Source organism: Nonomuraea sp. NPDC004186 (assembly GCF_053603495.1).
This window is the reverse complement of record NZ_JBSGFQ010000039.1, coordinates 38490-54203: the sequence shown is the minus strand read 5'-3', so window position 1 is coordinate 54203 and position 15714 is coordinate 38490. Positions and strand designations below refer to the sequence as shown.

At 72.4% G+C, this 15714-nt stretch carries 15 protein-coding genes; 10 read left to right on the top strand and 5 right to left on the bottom strand.

Annotation, left to right across the window (positions count from 1 at the left end; translation table 11 throughout):
- Positions 1-57: 57 nt before the first annotated feature.
- Positions 58-2232: an NACHT domain-containing protein gene (locus ACWEPL_RS29280; protein ID WP_363982160.1), complete on the top strand. Its 2175-nt coding sequence runs from the start codon at positions 58-60 to the stop codon at positions 2230-2232.
- 16 nt (positions 2233-2248) lie between these two features.
- Positions 2249-3637, top strand: a complete 1389-nt coding sequence (locus tag ACWEPL_RS29275; protein WP_363982163.1) for an amino acid permease — start codon at positions 2249-2251, stop codon at positions 3635-3637.
- 50 nt (positions 3638-3687) lie between these two features.
- Here the strand turns inward: ACWEPL_RS29275 and ACWEPL_RS29270 are convergent, their stop codons facing one another.
- Positions 3688-4965: a poly(ethylene terephthalate) hydrolase family protein gene (locus ACWEPL_RS29270; protein WP_452438034.1), complete on the bottom strand. Its 1278-nt coding sequence runs from the start codon at positions 4963-4965 to the stop codon at positions 3688-3690.
- A gap of 180 nt (positions 4966-5145) precedes the next feature.
- Here ACWEPL_RS29270 and ACWEPL_RS29265 point away from each other — a divergent pair, with 180 nt between their 5' ends.
- Positions 5146-5565, top strand: a complete 420-nt coding sequence (locus ACWEPL_RS29265; RefSeq protein WP_350740982.1) for a CoA-binding protein — start codon at positions 5146-5148, stop codon at positions 5563-5565.
- A 19-nt stretch (positions 5566-5584) separates the two neighbouring features.
- On the opposite strand, the gene ACWEPL_RS29260 is transcribed toward ACWEPL_RS29265, so the two are convergent.
- From ACWEPL_RS29260 to ACWEPL_RS29250, 3 genes are read right to left on the bottom strand one after another with little or no spacing between them, the layout of a single operon-like run.
- On the bottom strand, positions 5585-7084 hold the full coding sequence (locus ACWEPL_RS29260; protein WP_452438033.1) for a carboxyl transferase domain-containing protein: 1500 nt from the start codon (positions 7082-7084) through the stop codon (positions 5585-5587).
- Entirely contained in the window at positions 7069-8235 is a 1167-nt protein-coding gene (locus ACWEPL_RS29255) for a CaiB/BaiF CoA transferase family protein (RefSeq protein WP_452438032.1), read from the bottom strand. The genes ACWEPL_RS29260 and ACWEPL_RS29255 overlap by 16 nt, the downstream gene beginning before the upstream one ends.
- Complete coding sequence (locus ACWEPL_RS29250; protein WP_363982175.1) at positions 8232-9542, bottom strand: SLC13 family permease; 1311 nt, start codon at positions 9540-9542, stop codon at positions 8232-8234. The genes ACWEPL_RS29255 and ACWEPL_RS29250 overlap by 4 nt, the downstream gene beginning before the upstream one ends.
- Before the next feature lie 99 nt (positions 9543-9641).
- Between ACWEPL_RS29250 and ACWEPL_RS29245 the strand changes: the two genes are divergently transcribed.
- The 6 genes from ACWEPL_RS29245 to ACWEPL_RS29220 all read left to right on the top strand — a co-directional run bounded on the left by ACWEPL_RS29245 (position 9642) and on the right by ACWEPL_RS29220 (position 14243).
- Positions 9642-10280 (top strand): FadR/GntR family transcriptional regulator, encoded by a 639-nt coding sequence (locus tag ACWEPL_RS29245; protein WP_350740974.1) that lies wholly within the window; start codon positions 9642-9644, stop codon positions 10278-10280.
- Positions 10231-10815, top strand: a complete 585-nt coding sequence (locus ACWEPL_RS29240) for an esterase-like activity of phytase family protein (RefSeq protein ID WP_452438031.1) — start codon at positions 10231-10233, stop codon at positions 10813-10815. The genes ACWEPL_RS29245 and ACWEPL_RS29240 overlap by 50 nt, the downstream gene beginning before the upstream one ends.
- Positions 10816-10922: 107 nt before the next feature.
- Positions 10923-11810 carry a DNA-3-methyladenine glycosylase family protein gene (locus ACWEPL_RS29235; protein ID WP_452438030.1) on the top strand — a complete coding sequence of 296 codons (888 nt, stop codon included), beginning with the start codon at positions 10923-10925 and terminating at the stop codon, positions 11808-11810.
- Between the two features lie 65 nt (positions 11811-11875).
- A complete protein-coding gene (locus tag ACWEPL_RS29230; protein ID WP_185072484.1) occupies positions 11876-12400 on the top strand; it encodes an EXLDI protein in 525 nt (174 codons plus the stop codon).
- A 92-nt stretch (positions 12401-12492) separates the two neighbouring features.
- Positions 12493-13449 (top strand): ATP-binding cassette domain-containing protein, encoded by a 957-nt coding sequence (locus tag ACWEPL_RS29225; RefSeq protein WP_363982184.1) that lies wholly within the window; start codon positions 12493-12495, stop codon positions 13447-13449.
- Entirely contained in the window at positions 13446-14243 is a 798-nt protein-coding gene (locus ACWEPL_RS29220; protein ID WP_452438029.1) for an ABC transporter permease, read from the top strand. The genes ACWEPL_RS29225 and ACWEPL_RS29220 overlap by 4 nt, the downstream gene beginning before the upstream one ends.
- 28 nt (positions 14244-14271) lie before the next feature.
- On the opposite strand, the gene ACWEPL_RS29215 is transcribed toward ACWEPL_RS29220, so the two are convergent.
- On the bottom strand, positions 14272-14832 hold the full coding sequence (locus ACWEPL_RS29215) for a helix-turn-helix domain-containing protein (protein WP_363982190.1): 561 nt from the start codon (positions 14830-14832) through the stop codon (positions 14272-14274).
- A gap of 89 nt (positions 14833-14921) precedes the next feature.
- On the opposite strand from ACWEPL_RS29215, the gene ACWEPL_RS29210 reads away from it, so the two are divergent.
- Positions 14922-15671, top strand: coding sequence for an SDR family NAD(P)-dependent oxidoreductase (locus ACWEPL_RS29210; protein ID WP_355211140.1), 750 nt, complete (start codon positions 14922-14924; stop codon positions 15669-15671).
- Positions 15672-15714: the final 43 nt, after the last annotated feature.

Here is a 15714-nt window from a genome sequence, read left to right as displayed (position 1 = left end):
GTTTTATCGACCTTGCGTGGAGAATTACCAGCCTCTTTATCCGCACATACTGGATTTATGGGCGCACGATATTGGCAGAATCGCCAGGCCAAGATGTCGGTGGTGCTCGGCGTTCTGCTCCTGGCCCTGGCCACCATGATCCTGACCGTGGCCACCCGATTGCCGAAGGACTGGGGGATCACGGCCGGATCCGCTCAGATCATCGCGGCGGTGACGGGCGCGATAGGGCTGGGCAACGGCCTGGTGCAGTTCCTGACCTGGTGGCGCAAGCGGGGCGCGGCCGCCGCCGCCCCCACCTCGGCCGACGTCGCCACCGCGAAGGACGTCCTCTCCGGGCTGGTGACCCAGCAGTGGCGCGACGAGACTGTCCTGCGCTCGCTGTGCGATCCCGAGCCCATGCCGCTGCCCTGGCACTCGACCGAGCGCCGCGAGCTCGCCGACCGTCCCGAGATCATCGCCAAGGGCACCGTGGCCTTCCCCGGCCTGGACGTGCACATCGCGGACATGGCACGCAACTTCCGCGCCCTGCGCTGCCGCCGGCTGGTCATCCTGGGCGGCCCGGGCACCGGGAAGACGACCCTGGCCGTGCAGCTCGTCCTCGAACTGCTGCGCACGCGGGAGCCGGAGGAGCCCGTCCCGGTGCTGCTGTCGGCCGCGCGCTGGGACGACCGCCTCTACGGGCGGCTGCAGGACTGGCTGGCCGCGAGCCTGGCGCTGGACTATCCGGCGCTGCGCGCGGAGGGCCTCGGCACGGACATGCCGGAGACGCTCGTGGCCCGGGGCGAGGTGCTGCCCGTCATCGACGGCCTGGACGAGCTGCCCGACACCGCCCGCGCCGACATGCTGACCTCGCTGAACCGGTCGATGTACGAGACCGACCAGCTCATCCTCACCTGCCGTACCGACCAGTTCGCCGAGTCCGTCGAGGAGATCGGCGACGCCCTCACGGCGGCGGCGGTCATCGAGCCACAGCCGATGTCCCCCGCCGCGTCGGCCGACTACCTGGAGGCGTGCCTGCCGCCGGTGCCCCACTCCGTCTGGCCCCAGGTCCTGGAGGAGCTGCGCAAGGGCACCGTCCCCGCACTGTCCGAGGTCACCTCGACGTCTCTGGGGCTCTGGCTGGTCCGCGCCACCTACATCGCGCCGCGGGTGGATCCGACGCCGCTGCTGGCGCTCGGGCGCGGCAGCGCGGCGACGTTGCACGACCATCTGTGCGACCAGCTCATCCCGGCTCTGGTGAGCACGCGTACGCCCGCCGAGGGCCCGCCGCAGCCCTTCCGGCCCCAGCACGCCTGGACGCCGGAGCAGGTCGACCGCTGGCTCACGTACCTGTCCCGCCAGCTCGAACGCAACGAGGAGGACCCGCGCGACGTCGCGTGGTGGCATCTGGCCCGCTACACCTCCAGCCGCACGGTCCGGTTCGGGGCCGCCGCCGTGATCGGGGTCGTGGTCGGGCTGGCCTTCGGGCTGCTGACGAAGTCGCTCTTCTTCAGCGCGATGGCCGGCCTGTTCTCCGCGCTCGTGGCCGAGACCCTGATCGGCTCCTGGTTCACCGAGTCGCCGGGCCACGCCGACTTCCACCTGCGCGGCAGGCTCGCCGAGCTCCTTCCCGCCCTCCGGGACGGGCTGATCGTCGGTGCCCTGGGGGCCATCGTCGGCTGGCTCATGGCCTACGCGAGCGGGAAGCCGGTCTTCGCCCTGAGATCCTCGGTGCAGATCGGGCTGCTGTCCTTCGTCGGGTTCGTCGCCCTGCTCAGCCTGATCCGCTGGGTCGAGAGCCCCACCGCCGACCTGACGGCCAGATCCCCGCGCTCGACCTGGCAGGCCGACCGGAACCTGACCGCCATCCGGATCATCGGCGGGCTCGTGGTCGGGCTCGCCACCGCGGGCGTCCTGCTGTATTCGGGGATCCCCCCGGACATGTCGATCCTGGTCGGCCTGGTGCTGGGGCTGCTGTTCGGGCTCGTCCTGGGCCGCCACCACGCCTGGCTGGCCTACAAGCTGACGATCCCCCGCCTGGCCACCCGGGGGAGCCTGCCGCTGCGGGCGATGGACTTCCTGGACGACGCCCACCGGCTGGGCCTGCTGCGCACGGAGGGGCCGTACTACCAGTTCCGGCATGTCGAGCTGCAGCAGCACCTCGCGGACGGGCGGCACGTGGCGCCCGTGACCCCGCCCACCAGGGCTCCTTCGCATAGGGACGGCCCTGGTGGGCAGGACGGACGCACATAGTCGCATCGGGGGCGTCATGACAACTTCAGGAGGCGTCTTCAGACGCAAACCGGTGGAGCTCATCGCCACCGAGCACGAGGGCGAGCTGGCCAGGTCGCTCGGGTTGTGGCAGCTCACCGCCATCGGCGTGGGCGGCATCATCGGCGCGGGCATCTTCGCCCTGGCCGGCGCGGTCGCCAACCAGACCGCGGGGCCGGCCGTGCTCGTCTCGTTCCTCATCGCTGGGATCGCCAGCGCCGCCGCCGCGTTCTCGTACGCCGAGTTCGCGGGCCTGATCCCGAAGGCCGGGTCCGCCTACACCTACGGGTACGCGGTCCTCGGGGAGGTCGTCGGCTGGTGCATCGGCTGGGACCTGCTGCTGGAGTACACCGCCATCGTCGCGGTCGTGGCCATCGGCATCTCCGGCTACTTCGGCTTCCTCGTGGAGCAGCTCGGCTTCACGCTGCCCGCGTGGATGCTCGGCGCGCCCGGTACCGGCGCGGGGCACGTGGTGGACCTGTTCGCGGCGATCCTGTGCCTGTTCATCGCCTTCCTGCTGAATCTCGGGATCCGCGCCGCGGCCAGGTTCGAGACGTCCGTGGTGGGCATCAAGGTCGCCGTCGTGCTGCTGGTGATCGTGGTCGGCTTCTTCTACATCAACCCGTACAACTACACGCCGTTCTTCCCGTTCGGGGTCGGCGGGGCGATCACCGGTGCCGCCACCGTGTTCTTCGCGGTGTTCGGCTACGACGCGATGAGCACCGCGGCCGAGGAGTCACGGGACGCGCAGCGGCACATGCCGAAGGCGATCATCTACTCGCTGGCCATCTCCATGGTCCTGTACGTGCTGGCCACGCTCGTGCTCACCGGCATGCAGAACTACCGGGAGATCGATCCCGAGAGCGGCTTCTCCTCGGCGTTCGCCTCCGTCGGGCTGCCCGGGCTCGCGTCCCTGATCGCGGCGGGCGCCGTGGTGGGCATCCTCACGGTCATGTTCACGTTCATGCTCGGCGTCACCCGGGTCTGGTTCTCGATGAGCCGGGACGGGCTGCTGCCGCACTGGTTCGCCAAGCTGCACCCGGTGCGCCGGGTGCCCACGCGGGTCACCTGGATCGTGGGCGTCGCGTCGGCGTTGATCGCCGGGTTCCTGCCCATCCGGGAGGCGGCCGAGCTGACGAACATCGGGATCCTGCTGGCGTTCGTGGTCGTGTGCGTGGCGGTGATCGTGCTCCGCTACCGGCAGCCCGACCTGCCGCGCCAGTTCCGCCTGCCGGGGATGCCGGTGGTGCCGGGCGTCGGGGCGCTCTTCTCGATCTGGCTGATCACGTTCCTGAGTCCGGTGACGTGGCTGCGCTTCGCCGTCTGGTTCCTGATCGGGCTGGTCATCTACTTCGCCTACAGCCGGCGCCACTCGGCGCTCAATTAGCCCGGGCCGGGCGCGGCCCCCTCTCGGGAGCCGTGCCCGGGTCACGTCGTTCAGAACGGGCAGGTGTCCGTCCACTGGGTCACCAGCGAGGTGTTGTTCCGGTCGGCGTCGCGCACGCTGCCGCACAGGAACGGGGTGAAGCGGGCGTCGTCGCGCAGCCAGCGGCTGAAGAACGACACGATCCACTTGCCCTGCTTGGCCTTGTTGCCGTAGCCGGTCATCGGGCAGAGGTGGTCGCCGGGGACCTCGATGTACAGCTTCTCGGCCTGCGTCATGCTGTTGTACCAGGGCCTGGCGTACGTGCCGCCGGGCGCGGCGACGTCGCTCGCGCAGGTCAGGAAGAAGGTCGGCTTGGCGACCCCGGCGAAGCTCCCGCTCTGGTGGTAGGGCGCCAGCGGCACGCCCGCCCTGAACCGGGCGTCGTCGCGCAGCGCCACCATCGTGCCGCCGCCGCCCATGGAGTGGCCCGCGGCGCCGAGCACGCCGTTCAGCTTGCCCGAGATGGGGTTGCCGGTGGCGTTGCCGAGGTTGAGCAGCTGGGTGCCGGCCGCCCTGATCTGGGTGCCCCGCTGGTCGGGGCTGTCGGACAGCGCGTTGGTGTCGACGTTGAGGACGACGAAGCCCCAGGACGCCAGGCGCGGGCCGAGCCAGCTCAGGTTCTGCTGGGTGCCCTGGTAGCCCGGCATGAGCACGATGCCCGGGTACGAGCCACTGGCCGTCGGGTACGTGATCGTGCCCGCCTTGTAGCCGCTGGGGTTGGGGACGGTGTAGGTCGCGGTGGCCAGCGGGCCGGTGGTCGCCTCCAGCGACTGGGTGGTCGGGTCGGGGATGGTGCCCCCTGGAGGTGGCGTGGTGCCGCCCATCGTGCCGTAGACCTGGAACTCGAACAGCGAGTAGCCGTAGGCCGTGCCGCGGGAGGTGCCGTACATCCGTACGTACCGCCCGTTCCCGGTCACGGCGAGGGTCTGCGTCCCGCCGGTGCCGGTGCCGGTCGCGTAGACGGTGGTCCAGGTCAGGCCGTCGGCGGAGGTCTGGATCTGGAACGCCCGGCCGTACGCGGACTCCCAGCTGAGCACCACCTGGCTGATGACGGCGGTGCCGCCGAGGTCGACCCGCAGCCACTGCGGGTCGCCGAAGGCGCTCGACCAGCGGGTGGCGGCGTTGCCGTCCACGGCCGCCGAGGCGGGCGTGCCGGCGTTCTCGGCGGACGACGCGGTGACGGGCTTGCCCTGGGACAGCAGCGGGTCGGCGACCGCCTGGGCGCTACCCGCGCCGCCGACCAGCGCGGCGGCGAGGGCCAGCGCGACGAAAACGAGAGAAGATCTCATGCTCTACCTCTGTGGAACGGGCGTGGCTTTCGCCAGCACGCGGACAGAAAGGCCGGTCGCGAGAGCGCTCTTCAACGCTCTGGACCATATGCGGCGGTCGACGGCGTCGAAAGCGCGGCAACCGCTGAGCGGAAGATGAATGCGGGAAGTTCCGGCGGGCGCGCCGTGTTGGTGCCGAGCATGGGAGACCGCTTCGCCGACGGCGACGTCATCAAGCGCCTGCTTCACGGGGCGCGGCACTGGGCCTTCGTGGGCCTGAGCGACAACCCGGAGCGCACGGCCTATGACCAGGCCCGGCTGCTCCAGGCCCGGGGCAGACGGGTCATTCCCGTCCATCCGGCCGCCGAGACCGTGCTGGGCGAGCCCGGGTACGCGTCGCTGGCCGAGGTGCCGGACCCGCTGGACGTGGTCGCCGTTTACCGGCGGGCCGAGCTGGCGGGGGAGTCGGTGGACGAGGCGATCGCGGCAGGGGCCAAGGCGATCTGGCTCCCGCTTGGCGTCATCGACGAGGCGGCCGCCGAACGCGCCCTGAGCGCCGGCCTCGACGTCGTCATGGACCGCTGTCCGGGCGTCGAATGGGCACTGCGCAGAGACGCCTGAATGAGCGGTTGGGGCGCTTCTAGCCGGCCGCCCGGGCCCGGTCGCGGGTGGTGCCGAGGGCGCGGTAGCGCCGGAGCCGTTCGGTGAGCAGGTCGGGGCGGCGGCGCGGCAGCATCACGGCGAGCTCCCGCTCCAGCTCGCGCCCGACGCGGCGGCAGAACGCCTCCGGTTCGTCGGCCGCGTCCGGGCGCTCGGGGACGATCCGGTCCGCGATGCCGTCGGCGACCAGGTCGGCGGAGCGCACACCCTGCGCGGCCGCCAGCTCCGGGGCGTGCTCGACGTCGCGGTGCACGATGGCGCTGGCGCCCTCGGGCGGCAGCGGTGACAGCCAGCCGTGCTGGGCGACGAGCACCCGGTCGCACGGGATCAGCGCGAGCGCGCCGCCGCCGCAGCCCTGGCCGAGCAGGATCGACAGCGTCGGCGCCTCAAGGGTGACGAGCTCGGACAGGCACCGGGCGATCTCGCCGGCCAGCCCGCCCTCCTCCGCCTCGGGGCTGAGCGCCGCGCCGGGGGTGTCGATGACGGTGACGAGCGGCAGGTTCAGCTCGTGCGCCAGGCGGAAGCCGCGCCGGGCGGCGCGCAGGGCCGCCGGGCCCATCGGCCCCACGTCGGTCTGGGTGCGGCGGTCCTGGCCGAGCAGCACGCACGAGACGCCGCCGAAGCGGGCCAGCGCCAGGTACAGCCCCGGGTCCTGCTCTCCCTCGCCGGTCCCGTTCAGCGGCAGGACGTCCGAGGCGGCGTAGCGGAGCAACTGCCGGACGCCGGGCCGGTCGGCCCGCCTGGAGCGGATGATCGACTCCCACGCGGGCACGTCCGGCAGCGGCTCGGACGGCGGCTCACCCAGAGCCGGCTCCACCGGTGGCGCGAGCAGGATGCGCAGCGCGCGGTCGGCGATCCCGGCCAGCGCCTGCGGCGGCAGCACGGCGTCGACCAGGCCGTGCCGGTACAGGTTCTCGGCGACCTGGACACCCTCCGGGAACGGCTCGCCGTACAGGGACCGGTAGACGCGCGGGCCGAGGAAGCCGATCATCGCGCCGGGTTCGGCGGCCGTGACGTGGCCGAGCGAGCCCCACGAGGCGAGCACGCCGCCGAGGGTGGGGTCGCGCAGGTAGACCAGGTACGGCAGGCCCGCGGCCTTGTGCTGCGTGACCGCGGCCGAGATCTTCACCATCTGCAGGAACGCCACCGTGCCCTCCTGCATCCTCGTGCCGCCCGAGGCGGGCGCGGCGAGCAGCGGCAGCCGCTCGGCGGTCGCCCGCTCCACGGCCGACACCAGGCGTTCGGCGGCGGCGACCCCGATGGACCCGGCGAGGAACCCGAACTCGCAGGCGACGACGGCCACCCGGCGGCCGCGCAGCAGCCCCTCCCCCGTGATCACCGCCTCGTCCAGGCCCGTGCGCTGCCTGGCGGCGGTCACGTCGGCGTCCTCCACCGGCCCGAGCGGCCGGTCCCAGCTGCGGAAGGAGCCGTCGTCGAGCGCGAGTTCGACGAGTTCGAGCGCGGTCATCCGGCCAGCCACGAGCGGATCTCCTCCTCGTCGGCATTCAGCACGGGAGGCGCGGCGTGGTCGGTCCGGGTGGTCTCGACCTCGCCTTCCGGCCCGGCCGGGTCGAAGAACCGCAGCGGCGGGCCGGGCAGCGTGATCCCGCCGATGCCCGCGTGCTCGACGTCGATGAGCAGGCCCTGCGACCTGGTCTGCGGCCAGTCGTACACCTCGTCCAGGCTGCGCACCCGGCCGGCGGGCACGCCCGCGGCGGCCAGCCGGCGCAGCAGCTCGTCCGCGCCGAAGGAGGCGAAGGCGGCCTCGATCAGCTCGACCAGCCGCCGGCCCGCGGCCACCCGCTCCGCGTTCGTCGCCAGGCCGGGCTCCCGCGGGTCCAGGCCGAACTCGGCGCAGAAGCGCTGCCACAGTCCCTCGCTGCCCACCGCGATCTGCACGTGGCCGTCCCCGCACCGGAACAGCCCGTACGGGGCGATGGAGGGGTGGTGGTTGCCCTGGGCGCGCCCGACCTCGCCGGCCACGGTCCAGCGGGTGCCCTGGAAGGCGTGCACCCCGACGATGCCGGCCAGCAGCGAGGTGCGCACGACCTGGCCGCGGCCGGTCCGCTCGCGTTCGAGCAGCGCGGACACCACGCCGTACGCGCCGTACATGCCGGCCAGCAGGTCGCCGATCGGCACGCCGACCCGCTGCGGGTCGTCGGGCCCGGACCCGGTGAGCGACATCAGCCCGGCCTCGCCCTGCGCGATCTGGTCGTAGCCGGCCCGCCCGGCCTCCGGCCCGTCGTGGCCGAACCCGGTGATGGACAGCACGACCAGCCGCGGGTTGAGTTCGAGCAGGCGGGCGGTGGTGAAGCCGAGCCGGTCGAGCACGCCGGCGCGGAAGTTCTCCAGCAGCACGTCCGCCTTGCGGATCAGGGCCTCGAGGGTGGCCCGGCCGTCCTCGTCCTTCAGGTCCAGGGCGATCGACTGCTTGTTGCGGTTGCACGACAGGAAGTACGTGGACTCGGAGCCGGCGAACGGCGGGCCCCAGCCCCGGGTGTCGTCGCCGCTCCCGGGCTGCTCCACCTTGATCACCCGCGCGCCCAGGTCGCCGAGCATCATCGCGGCGTGCGGCCCGGCCAGCGCCCTGGTCAGGTCGACGACGACGTAACCCGCGAGCGGGCCGCTCATGACAGGCTCCCCGGCACGACGAGGATCACCCAGCACAGCACCGGCGCGACCACCATGATGGTCATGCCCCAGGTCATCAGGCGCTTGAAGACGTTGTCGCGTTCGGACACGTCCGCGTTCGCGACGACCAGGGCCCCATTCGTCGAGAACGGGCTGCAGTCGACCACCGAGGAGGAGATCGCCAGCGCCGTGACCAGCCCGACGGCGCCGACCTGGCCGGTCTGCAGGAACGGCACGGCGAGCGGGATGAGCGCCCCGAGGATGCCGGTCGTCGAGGCGAAGGCGGAGACCACGGCGCCGATGAGGCAGATCAGGAACGCGGCCACGAGCGGGGCGCCGACGTGGGCGACCCCGTCGCCGAGCCACTTCACCGTGCCCTGGTCCTCCAGCAGGGAGACGTAGGTGACGATGCCTCCGACGAGGAGCACCGTACCCCAGCTGATCTTGTCGACGGTGCCGCGGGCCGCGGAGGGGAAGATCAGCGTGAGCGCGACCGCCACCGCCAGGGCGAGGAAGCCGATGTCGAGGTCGAAGACGAGCGCGCCCACGGCGAGCACGAGCAGGCCGACCAGCGTGAGGGAGCGCTGCGCGTCGAGGCGGGGCAGGGCGTCGTCGGCGGGGTCGGGGTCACCTGCGGATCCGGTGGAGGCGCCCGCGCGCGCGAGGGTCGCGACCTGCTGCTTCGGCGTCTCGCGGTCGCGCTGCAGCAGCTTCGTGCCGCCCAGGGTGAGGAAGCCGACCAGGCTGATCAGCGCGCAGGCGCCCATCGCGCTGAAGAACAGCACGGCCGGGTTGCCCGGAAGGTGGCTCTTGTCCACGACGCCGTTGGTGATCGCGCCGAAGATGCCGATCGGCGAGAAGCTTCCGCCGGTGGCGCCCTGCACCACCATCAGGCCCATCATGACCGGGTTGATCCGGTAGCGGGCGGCGAAGCCCATGGCCACCGGGGCCACGATGGCCACCGCGGCCGGGCTGGCGGCGCCGATCGCCGTGATCGCCGCGCACACCACGAACATCACCCACGGCATCAGAGCGACGCGCCCGCGTACCGCGACCACGGCCCGGTGCACGATCCAGTCCACGGTGCCGTTGTTCCTGGCCAGCGCGAACAGGTACGTGACGCCGACCAGGATGACGAACAGGTTGGCCGGGAAGCCGCCGAGGACGTCCGACACCTCCACGCCGAACACCGCGGTGCCCACGACGAAAGCCGCCACGAGCGCCAGCGCCCCCATGTTGATGGACCTGACGGTGGCTATCAGGAACACCAACACCAATACAACCAACGCAACGACTTCCGCTGACATCGGCGACTCCTCGGGTCAGGTGACTCTCCGGTTACGTGCGTGTTTCCGGATTGGCCTAGCCTCTGCGCCACTGCGCCGGATGTCAATAGACTGTCCCCCGTGACCAAGAAGCGCCCGCAGACCGCCGCGGTTCCCGAGCGGATGGAGCGTCCCCGCCTCTACGTGCAGCTGGCCGACCACATCGCGCGCTTCATCGAGGCTCAGGGGCTCTCCCCCGGCGACCGGCTGCCGCCCGAGCGTCGCCTGGCCGCCGAGCTCGGCGTCAGCCGGGCGACCCTGAGCCGCGCCCTGGTGGCGCTCGAGGTCCAGGGCATGGTCGAGGTCCAGCACGGCAACGGCGCCGTGGTGCTCGCGCCGGCGCTGCAGGAGACGCGGCAGGAGTCACCGCTGGATCCGGCGTTATCGCTGGCCGAGCGCGACCCGATGGAGCTCGCGCGGGCCCGCGAGGCGATCATGGCGGGGCTGGCGCGCAGCGCGGCGGCGCATCCCGACCGCAGCCTCCGGCTCGCCCTGCTCGACGCCGACGGCCGGCCGGTGCGCTTCTCCGACACCTGGCCCTGCGTGCGCAGGCTCGCGGGGGCGAGCCTGCTGGCCGATCTCGACGACCTGCTCTCGGAGGCCGCGCCGCTGGACGACGCCCGGGTCTCGGCCGAGCGCCTGACGGCTCTCGCCCGGGCCGTCGTGATCGGTGACGCCGACGCGGCGGCGGCCGCCTGCGCCTCCCTGCTCCGGGTCTGACCCACCGCGCGCCCAGGCGCCGTCACGCGGCGGCGCCTCAGGTTGCCGTGCGGTGACGTCAACGCGCGTTCATGTGCGCTTCGGCGGCTGGACATCGAACCTCTGTAGGTTCCACCCTTTCGACCCGGCCGCCGAGCAGGGCGATATGAAGATCTCCGCGCTCAGCGTGCTGAAGCCCGGCCGCCTGCTGCTCCAGGAGCGCACCGACGCCGTGGCCCGCCTCTACACCGTCGACCTCCGCAAGGCGACCGGCCTCCTCGGCGGCCGCCACGACGACCCGGCGACCACGCCGTCGCTGGAGGCTTCCCTTCCCGCGGACGTCACCGTGGCGGCCAAGTCGCTGACCGTGGACCTCGCGGCGATCGACGGGCTGCCCGGCAAGATCGAGGGTGTCGCGGTGCTCGACCCGAGGACCATCGCCATCGCCAACGACAACGACTTCGGCGTCGGCACCTTCGACGCGAACGGCCGCCTGGTGGACACCGGCATCCCCAGCCGCATCCTGACGATCCGCCTCCCCCGCCCGATCGGCTGAGCACCGCGGCCGGCCGTCCCGCTCGGCCCGACGGCCGGCCGGCCCGGACGCCTGTCATGCGGCCGCTCCGGTGCGTGACCGTCCTTGCCGCCGCCTACTATTCGCGCATGACCACGCACGGATTCACGCTCGCCGCCGAGGGCCCGTTCGACTTCGACGCCTCGCTGCGCTTCATCGAGGACTGGCCGGCCACCAGCGCGCTGCCCTCCGACGGGCGGGCGATGCGCTTCGCCTACAGCGCGGAATCCGACTGGCTGCCGATCGGCGTCACCGTGACGGGCGCGCCGGGCGGGGTCGCCGTGGCCACGACGCGGCCCGCCGGGCCGGGGATCCGGGGGGAGGTGGCGCGGATCCTGTCCCTCGACGTCGACGGCACCGGCTTCGCCAAGCTCGGCGAGGCCGACCCGGTGCTCGGCGACCTGCAGCGGCGCAGCCCCGGCCTGCGGCCGGTGTGCTTCTGGAGCCCGTGGGAGGCCGCGTGCTGGGCGGTGATCGTGCAGCGTTCGTCGATGCTCATCGCCTCGCGGATCAAGCAGCGCATCGCGGACCGGTACGGCGCGAAGGTCACCGTCGACGGGCAGGAGCAATCGGCCTTCCCCCCGCCCGTGTCGCTGCTGGAGGCCGGGGGTCTCGGGCTGCCGGCGCAGAAGGAGGAGTGGCTGCGCGGCCTGGCGCGGGCGGCGCTCGACGGCGTGCTCACCACCGAGCACCTGCGCGCGCTCGACCCGCAGGATGCCCTGGCCGAACTGCGCGCGCTGCCCGGCGTGGGGCCGTTCTCCGCGGGGCTGATCCTGATCCGCGGCGCGGGCGCGCCGGACGCGTTCCCCGGCGACGAGCCGCGCCTGTTCGCGATCCTGCGCGAGGCGTACGGCCTGCCGGAGGACGCGCCGCCGAGCGCGTACCGGAAGCTGGCCGAGGCGTGGCGGCCCTACCGGTCCTGGGCCTCCTTCCTCTTCAGGGCCTCCTCCTACGGGACCGTCGACGACCGCGACTGAGAGCCCCGTTGCCATCCGCTTCCCGTATACGTAGACTCATACGTATACGGGATGAGGGTGAGACGATGCCGAACAAAACGATCTACGTCTCGGACGAGGATCTGCCGATCTTCCAGCGGGCACAGGAGCTCGCCGGCGGCAAGCTGTCGACCGCCATCAGCGTGGCGCTGCGGCGCTACGTCGAGATGGAGGAGGGCCGCCAGGAGGGCTACGAAGAGATCATCGTGCAGGTCGGCCAGGGCGCCGGGCGCAAGCAGCGCTTCTCCGGCGTGCTGCTCGGCGAGTGGGGCCGCACCAGCCGCAGCGGGCGGGTGGAGATGTTCCGGGTGTACCGCTCGCGCAAGGGCAAGTTCGTCCTGCACGTCGACCGCTCGCCCGACTGGGTGAGCGGTTCGGAGTCCGACGACTGGGTGAGCACCTGGCGGGGCTACCTCGGCCTGGGCGAGACGAGATGGGGCTTCGTGCAGGGCGCGGCCACGCTGGACGTCTTCGACACGGTCGAGGAGCTGCGCGGCAAGATCCCTGACGAGTTCTACGACCTGATCGCCGACCTGGCCGAGCGGCCCGCCGTCGAGGACCTGGACATCTAGCACCCGCTGATCGAAGCGGGCGGGCGACCGTCCGCCATCCCGTCATGCCCATAAATCATGGTTAACCTCCCAATAAAAGGAGAAATCCCGCGATGCCCCCCGCCATTCACGCCGAGGGCCTGGCCAAGAAGTACGGCGACGTCGTCGCCCTCAACGGGATGGACCTGTCCGTCCCCGAGGGCACGGTGCTCGGCCTGCTCGGCCCCAACGGCGCAGGAAAGACCACGACGGTACGGATCCTGACCACCCTGGTGAGACCGGACGCCGGACACGCCACCGTCGCCGGCCTGGACGTCGTCACGCAGGCCGACCGGCTGCGCTCGCGCATCGGCGCGTCCGGCCAGTACGCGGCGGTCGACGACCACATGACCGGCGCCGAGAACCTGGAGATGGTCGGCCGCCTCTACCACCTGGGCGCCGGGCGCAGCAGGCAGCGCGCCCGGGAACTGCTGGAGCGCTTCGACCTGACCGGCGCGGCCGACCGCCCGGTGCGGGGCTACTCCGGCGGCATGCGGCGCCGGCTCGACCTGGCCGGCGCGCTGGTGGCCGACCCGCCCGTGCTCTTCCTCGACGAGCCCACCACCGGCCTGGACCCCCGGGCCCGCGCGGGCCTGTGGGACGTCATCTCCGAGCTCGTCGCGGGCGGCACGACCGTGCTGCTCACCACCCAGTACCTGGAGGAGGCCGACCGCCTCGCCGATCGGATCGCGGTGGTGGACCACGGTCACGTGATCGCGCTCGGCACCGCCGACGAGCTGAAGGACCAGGTCGGCGGCGACCGGATCGAGCTGACCGTGGCCGGCGCCGGCGACCTGGCGGCCGCGCGGCACGCCCTGGCCTCCTTCGGCGAGGTGCGGATCGACCCCACCGCGCTGCACGTGACGGTCCCGGTCACCGGCGGCACCGCCGCGCTCACCACCGCGCTCGGCCTGCTGGCCGCCGAACGCGTCACGGTCCGCGACGCCGGGCTGCGCCGCCCGACCCTGGACGACGTCTTCCTCACCCTCACCGGCCACGAGGTCACCGCCGAGAAGGAGTCCGCCCGATGAACGCCCTGCAGATCGCGCTCGCCGACGGCGTGACGATCACCAAGCGCAACGCGCTCAAGATCAGACGAGCCCCGGACCTGCTCGGCGGCGCGGTCATCCTGCCGATCGTGTTCGTGCTGCTGTTCGCGTACGTCTTCGGCAGCATGATCGAGCTGCCGGGCATGTCCTACCGCGAGTACATGATCCCGGGCATCTTCGTCCAGACCATCGTCACCAGCGCGCAGATCACCGGCTACACCCTCACCCAGGACCTGCAGAAGGGCATCTTCGACCGGTTCCGCACGCTGCCGATGGCTCCCTCGGCGGTGCTGGTCGGCCAGACCGTCTGCGACGCGCTCATGAACGTGACCAGCATCGTCGTGATGGCGCTGGTGGGCCTGGCCGTCGGCTGGCGGATCCACACCTCGCCGCTGGAGGCCGCGCTGGGCTTCCTGCTGCTGCTGTTCTTCGCGTACGCCTTCTCCTGGGTGACGGCGGCGGTGGCGCTGGCCCTGCGCACGCCCGAGGTGTTCAACAACGTCGCCACCATCGTGTCGATGCCGCTGGTCTTCCTGTCCAACGCCTTCGTCGACACCGGCCGCCTGCCGGGGCCGCTCAGGGCCGTCGCCGAGTGGAACCCCGTCTCGACCGTGATCCAGGCCGCCCGCGAGCTGTTCGGCAACGCGGCCGCGACCCGCCCGCAGGCCTGGCCGCTCCAGCACGCGGTGGCGGTGTCGCTGTCCTGGTCGGTGCTGATCCTGGTGGTGTTCGTGCCGCTGGCCACGCGCCTGTACAAGCGGGCGGTCAGCCGGTGACCCCTCCCGGCGACGGGCGCGGGCTCGCTCAGGGCGCGATGCCCTCGCGCAGCAGCGCCCACACCCGGTCGGCGGTGGCGCGCCGGTCGGGTGCCGGGGTCTTGGCCAGGACCCCGGCGAGCATGCCGATGGCCAGCACCAGGTCGTCGGCCGAGACGCCGTCACGGACGTCTCCCGCGCGCCGGGCGTCGCCGAGCACGCCCGCCAGGACTCCCGCCACGCGATCGCGTACGTCGATGATGCGGGGATCGGGCTCGCTCGGCCGCGCGCTGACCAGCTCGATGAACGCGGTCGAGGCGATGGCCTGCTCGGTCAGCAGCGCCAGCAGGTCGTCGAGCGTGGTGCCGGGCCGGGCCGCCAGCGCCTCCAGCTCCGTGACGCCGTCCTCGAAGACGGCCATCGCGAGGCTGATCCGGTCGGGGAAGTGCCGGTAGAGGCTGCCCTGCCCGACCCCGGCGGCGCGGGCGACCGTGCTCAGCGGCGCGTTGAATCCGGCGCTGGCGAACACCTCACGGGCGGCCGCGACCAGCGCCGCCCGGTTCTCGGCTGCGGCGCTCGGTCCTCTGTTCGGTCGACGTGACTCCGGCACAGCGGGTATCGTAGCAACCGGACAACATCGTCCGGTTGCCGTGCCGCAAGCATGGCGGGCCGGAGGACGGCTGGCGAAAGGACGGGCTCTTGAGCACATTCGACGATCGCGTCGCCCTGATCACAGGTGCGGGGTCCGGAATCGGCCGGGCGATGGCCGTGGCGTTCGCCAAGGCGGGCGCCCGTGTCGTGGCCTGCGACATCGACAAGGAGTCGGCCGGGCGGACCGCCGAGGAGATCGGCGAGGCGGCCGTCGCGGTCTCCGCCGACATCTCCGACGAGGCGTCGGTGGCCGCGCTGACCGAGGCGGCGATCGGCGCGTACGGCCGCATCGACGTGCTGTGCAACAACGCCGGGATCATGGACACGATGGCGCTGCCCGCCGACATCCCGGTGGAGCTGTGGGAGCGGGTCCTGCGGGTGAACCTGACCGGCACGTTCCTGGTCACCCACGCGGTGCTGCCGCACATGCTGCGCCAGGGATCCGGCGCGATCGTCAACACCGCCTCGGAGGCCGGCATCCGAGGCGGGGCGGCCGGCGCCGCCTACACCGCGTCCAAGCACGGCGTGGTCGGCCTGACCCGCAGCGTGGCCTGGGCGCACGCCAAGGACGGCATCCGCTGCAACGCCATCCTGCCCGGCCCCACCATGACCAACATCGCCACGAACGCCTCCTTCGACCCCACCGGCGCCGCCCGGCTCAGCCCTGTGCTCGCCCTCGGCGAGCGGCTGGCCCAGCCGGAGCAGATGGCCGACGCCGCGCTCTTCCTCGCCTCGGACGCCGCCTCGTTCGTCAACGGCGCGATCGTCCCGGTTGACGGCGGCTGGTCGGCGGCCTGACCGCCGAGGAGCTGAAGCGCCTCGAAGGGCTCGTCGTCGGCGG

What these genes read in the sequence shown, in the direction of transcription:
- ACWEPL_RS29280 (WP_363982160.1), top strand. Translation starts at nt 58, where the DNA reads ATGGGCGCACGATATTGGCAGAATCGCCAGGCCAAGATGTCGGTGGTG.
- ACWEPL_RS29275 (WP_363982163.1), top strand. Translation starts at nt 2,249, where the DNA reads ATGACAACTTCAGGAGGCGTCTTCAGACGCAAACCGGTGGAGCTCATC.
- ACWEPL_RS29270 (WP_452438034.1), bottom strand. Translation starts at nt 4,965, where the DNA reads ATGAGATCTTCTCTCGTTTTCGTCGCGCTGGCCCTCGCCGCCGCGCTG.
- ACWEPL_RS29265 (WP_350740982.1), top strand. Translation starts at nt 5,146, where the DNA reads ATGGGAGACCGCTTCGCCGACGGCGACGTCATCAAGCGCCTGCTTCAC.
- ACWEPL_RS29255 (WP_452438032.1), bottom strand. Translation starts at nt 8,235, where the DNA reads ATGAGCGGCCCGCTCGCGGGTTACGTCGTCGTCGACCTGACCAGGGCG.
- ACWEPL_RS29250 (WP_363982175.1), bottom strand. Translation starts at nt 9,542, where the DNA reads ATGTCAGCGGAAGTCGTTGCGTTGGTTGTATTGGTGTTGGTGTTCCTG.
- ACWEPL_RS29235 (WP_452438030.1), top strand. Translation starts at nt 10,923, where the DNA reads ATGACCACGCACGGATTCACGCTCGCCGCCGAGGGCCCGTTCGACTTC.
- ACWEPL_RS29230 (WP_185072484.1), top strand. Translation starts at nt 11,876, where the DNA reads ATGCCGAACAAAACGATCTACGTCTCGGACGAGGATCTGCCGATCTTC.
- ACWEPL_RS29225 (WP_363982184.1), top strand. Translation starts at nt 12,493, where the DNA reads ATGCCCCCCGCCATTCACGCCGAGGGCCTGGCCAAGAAGTACGGCGAC.
- ACWEPL_RS29220 (WP_452438029.1), top strand. Translation starts at nt 13,446, where the DNA reads ATGAACGCCCTGCAGATCGCGCTCGCCGACGGCGTGACGATCACCAAG.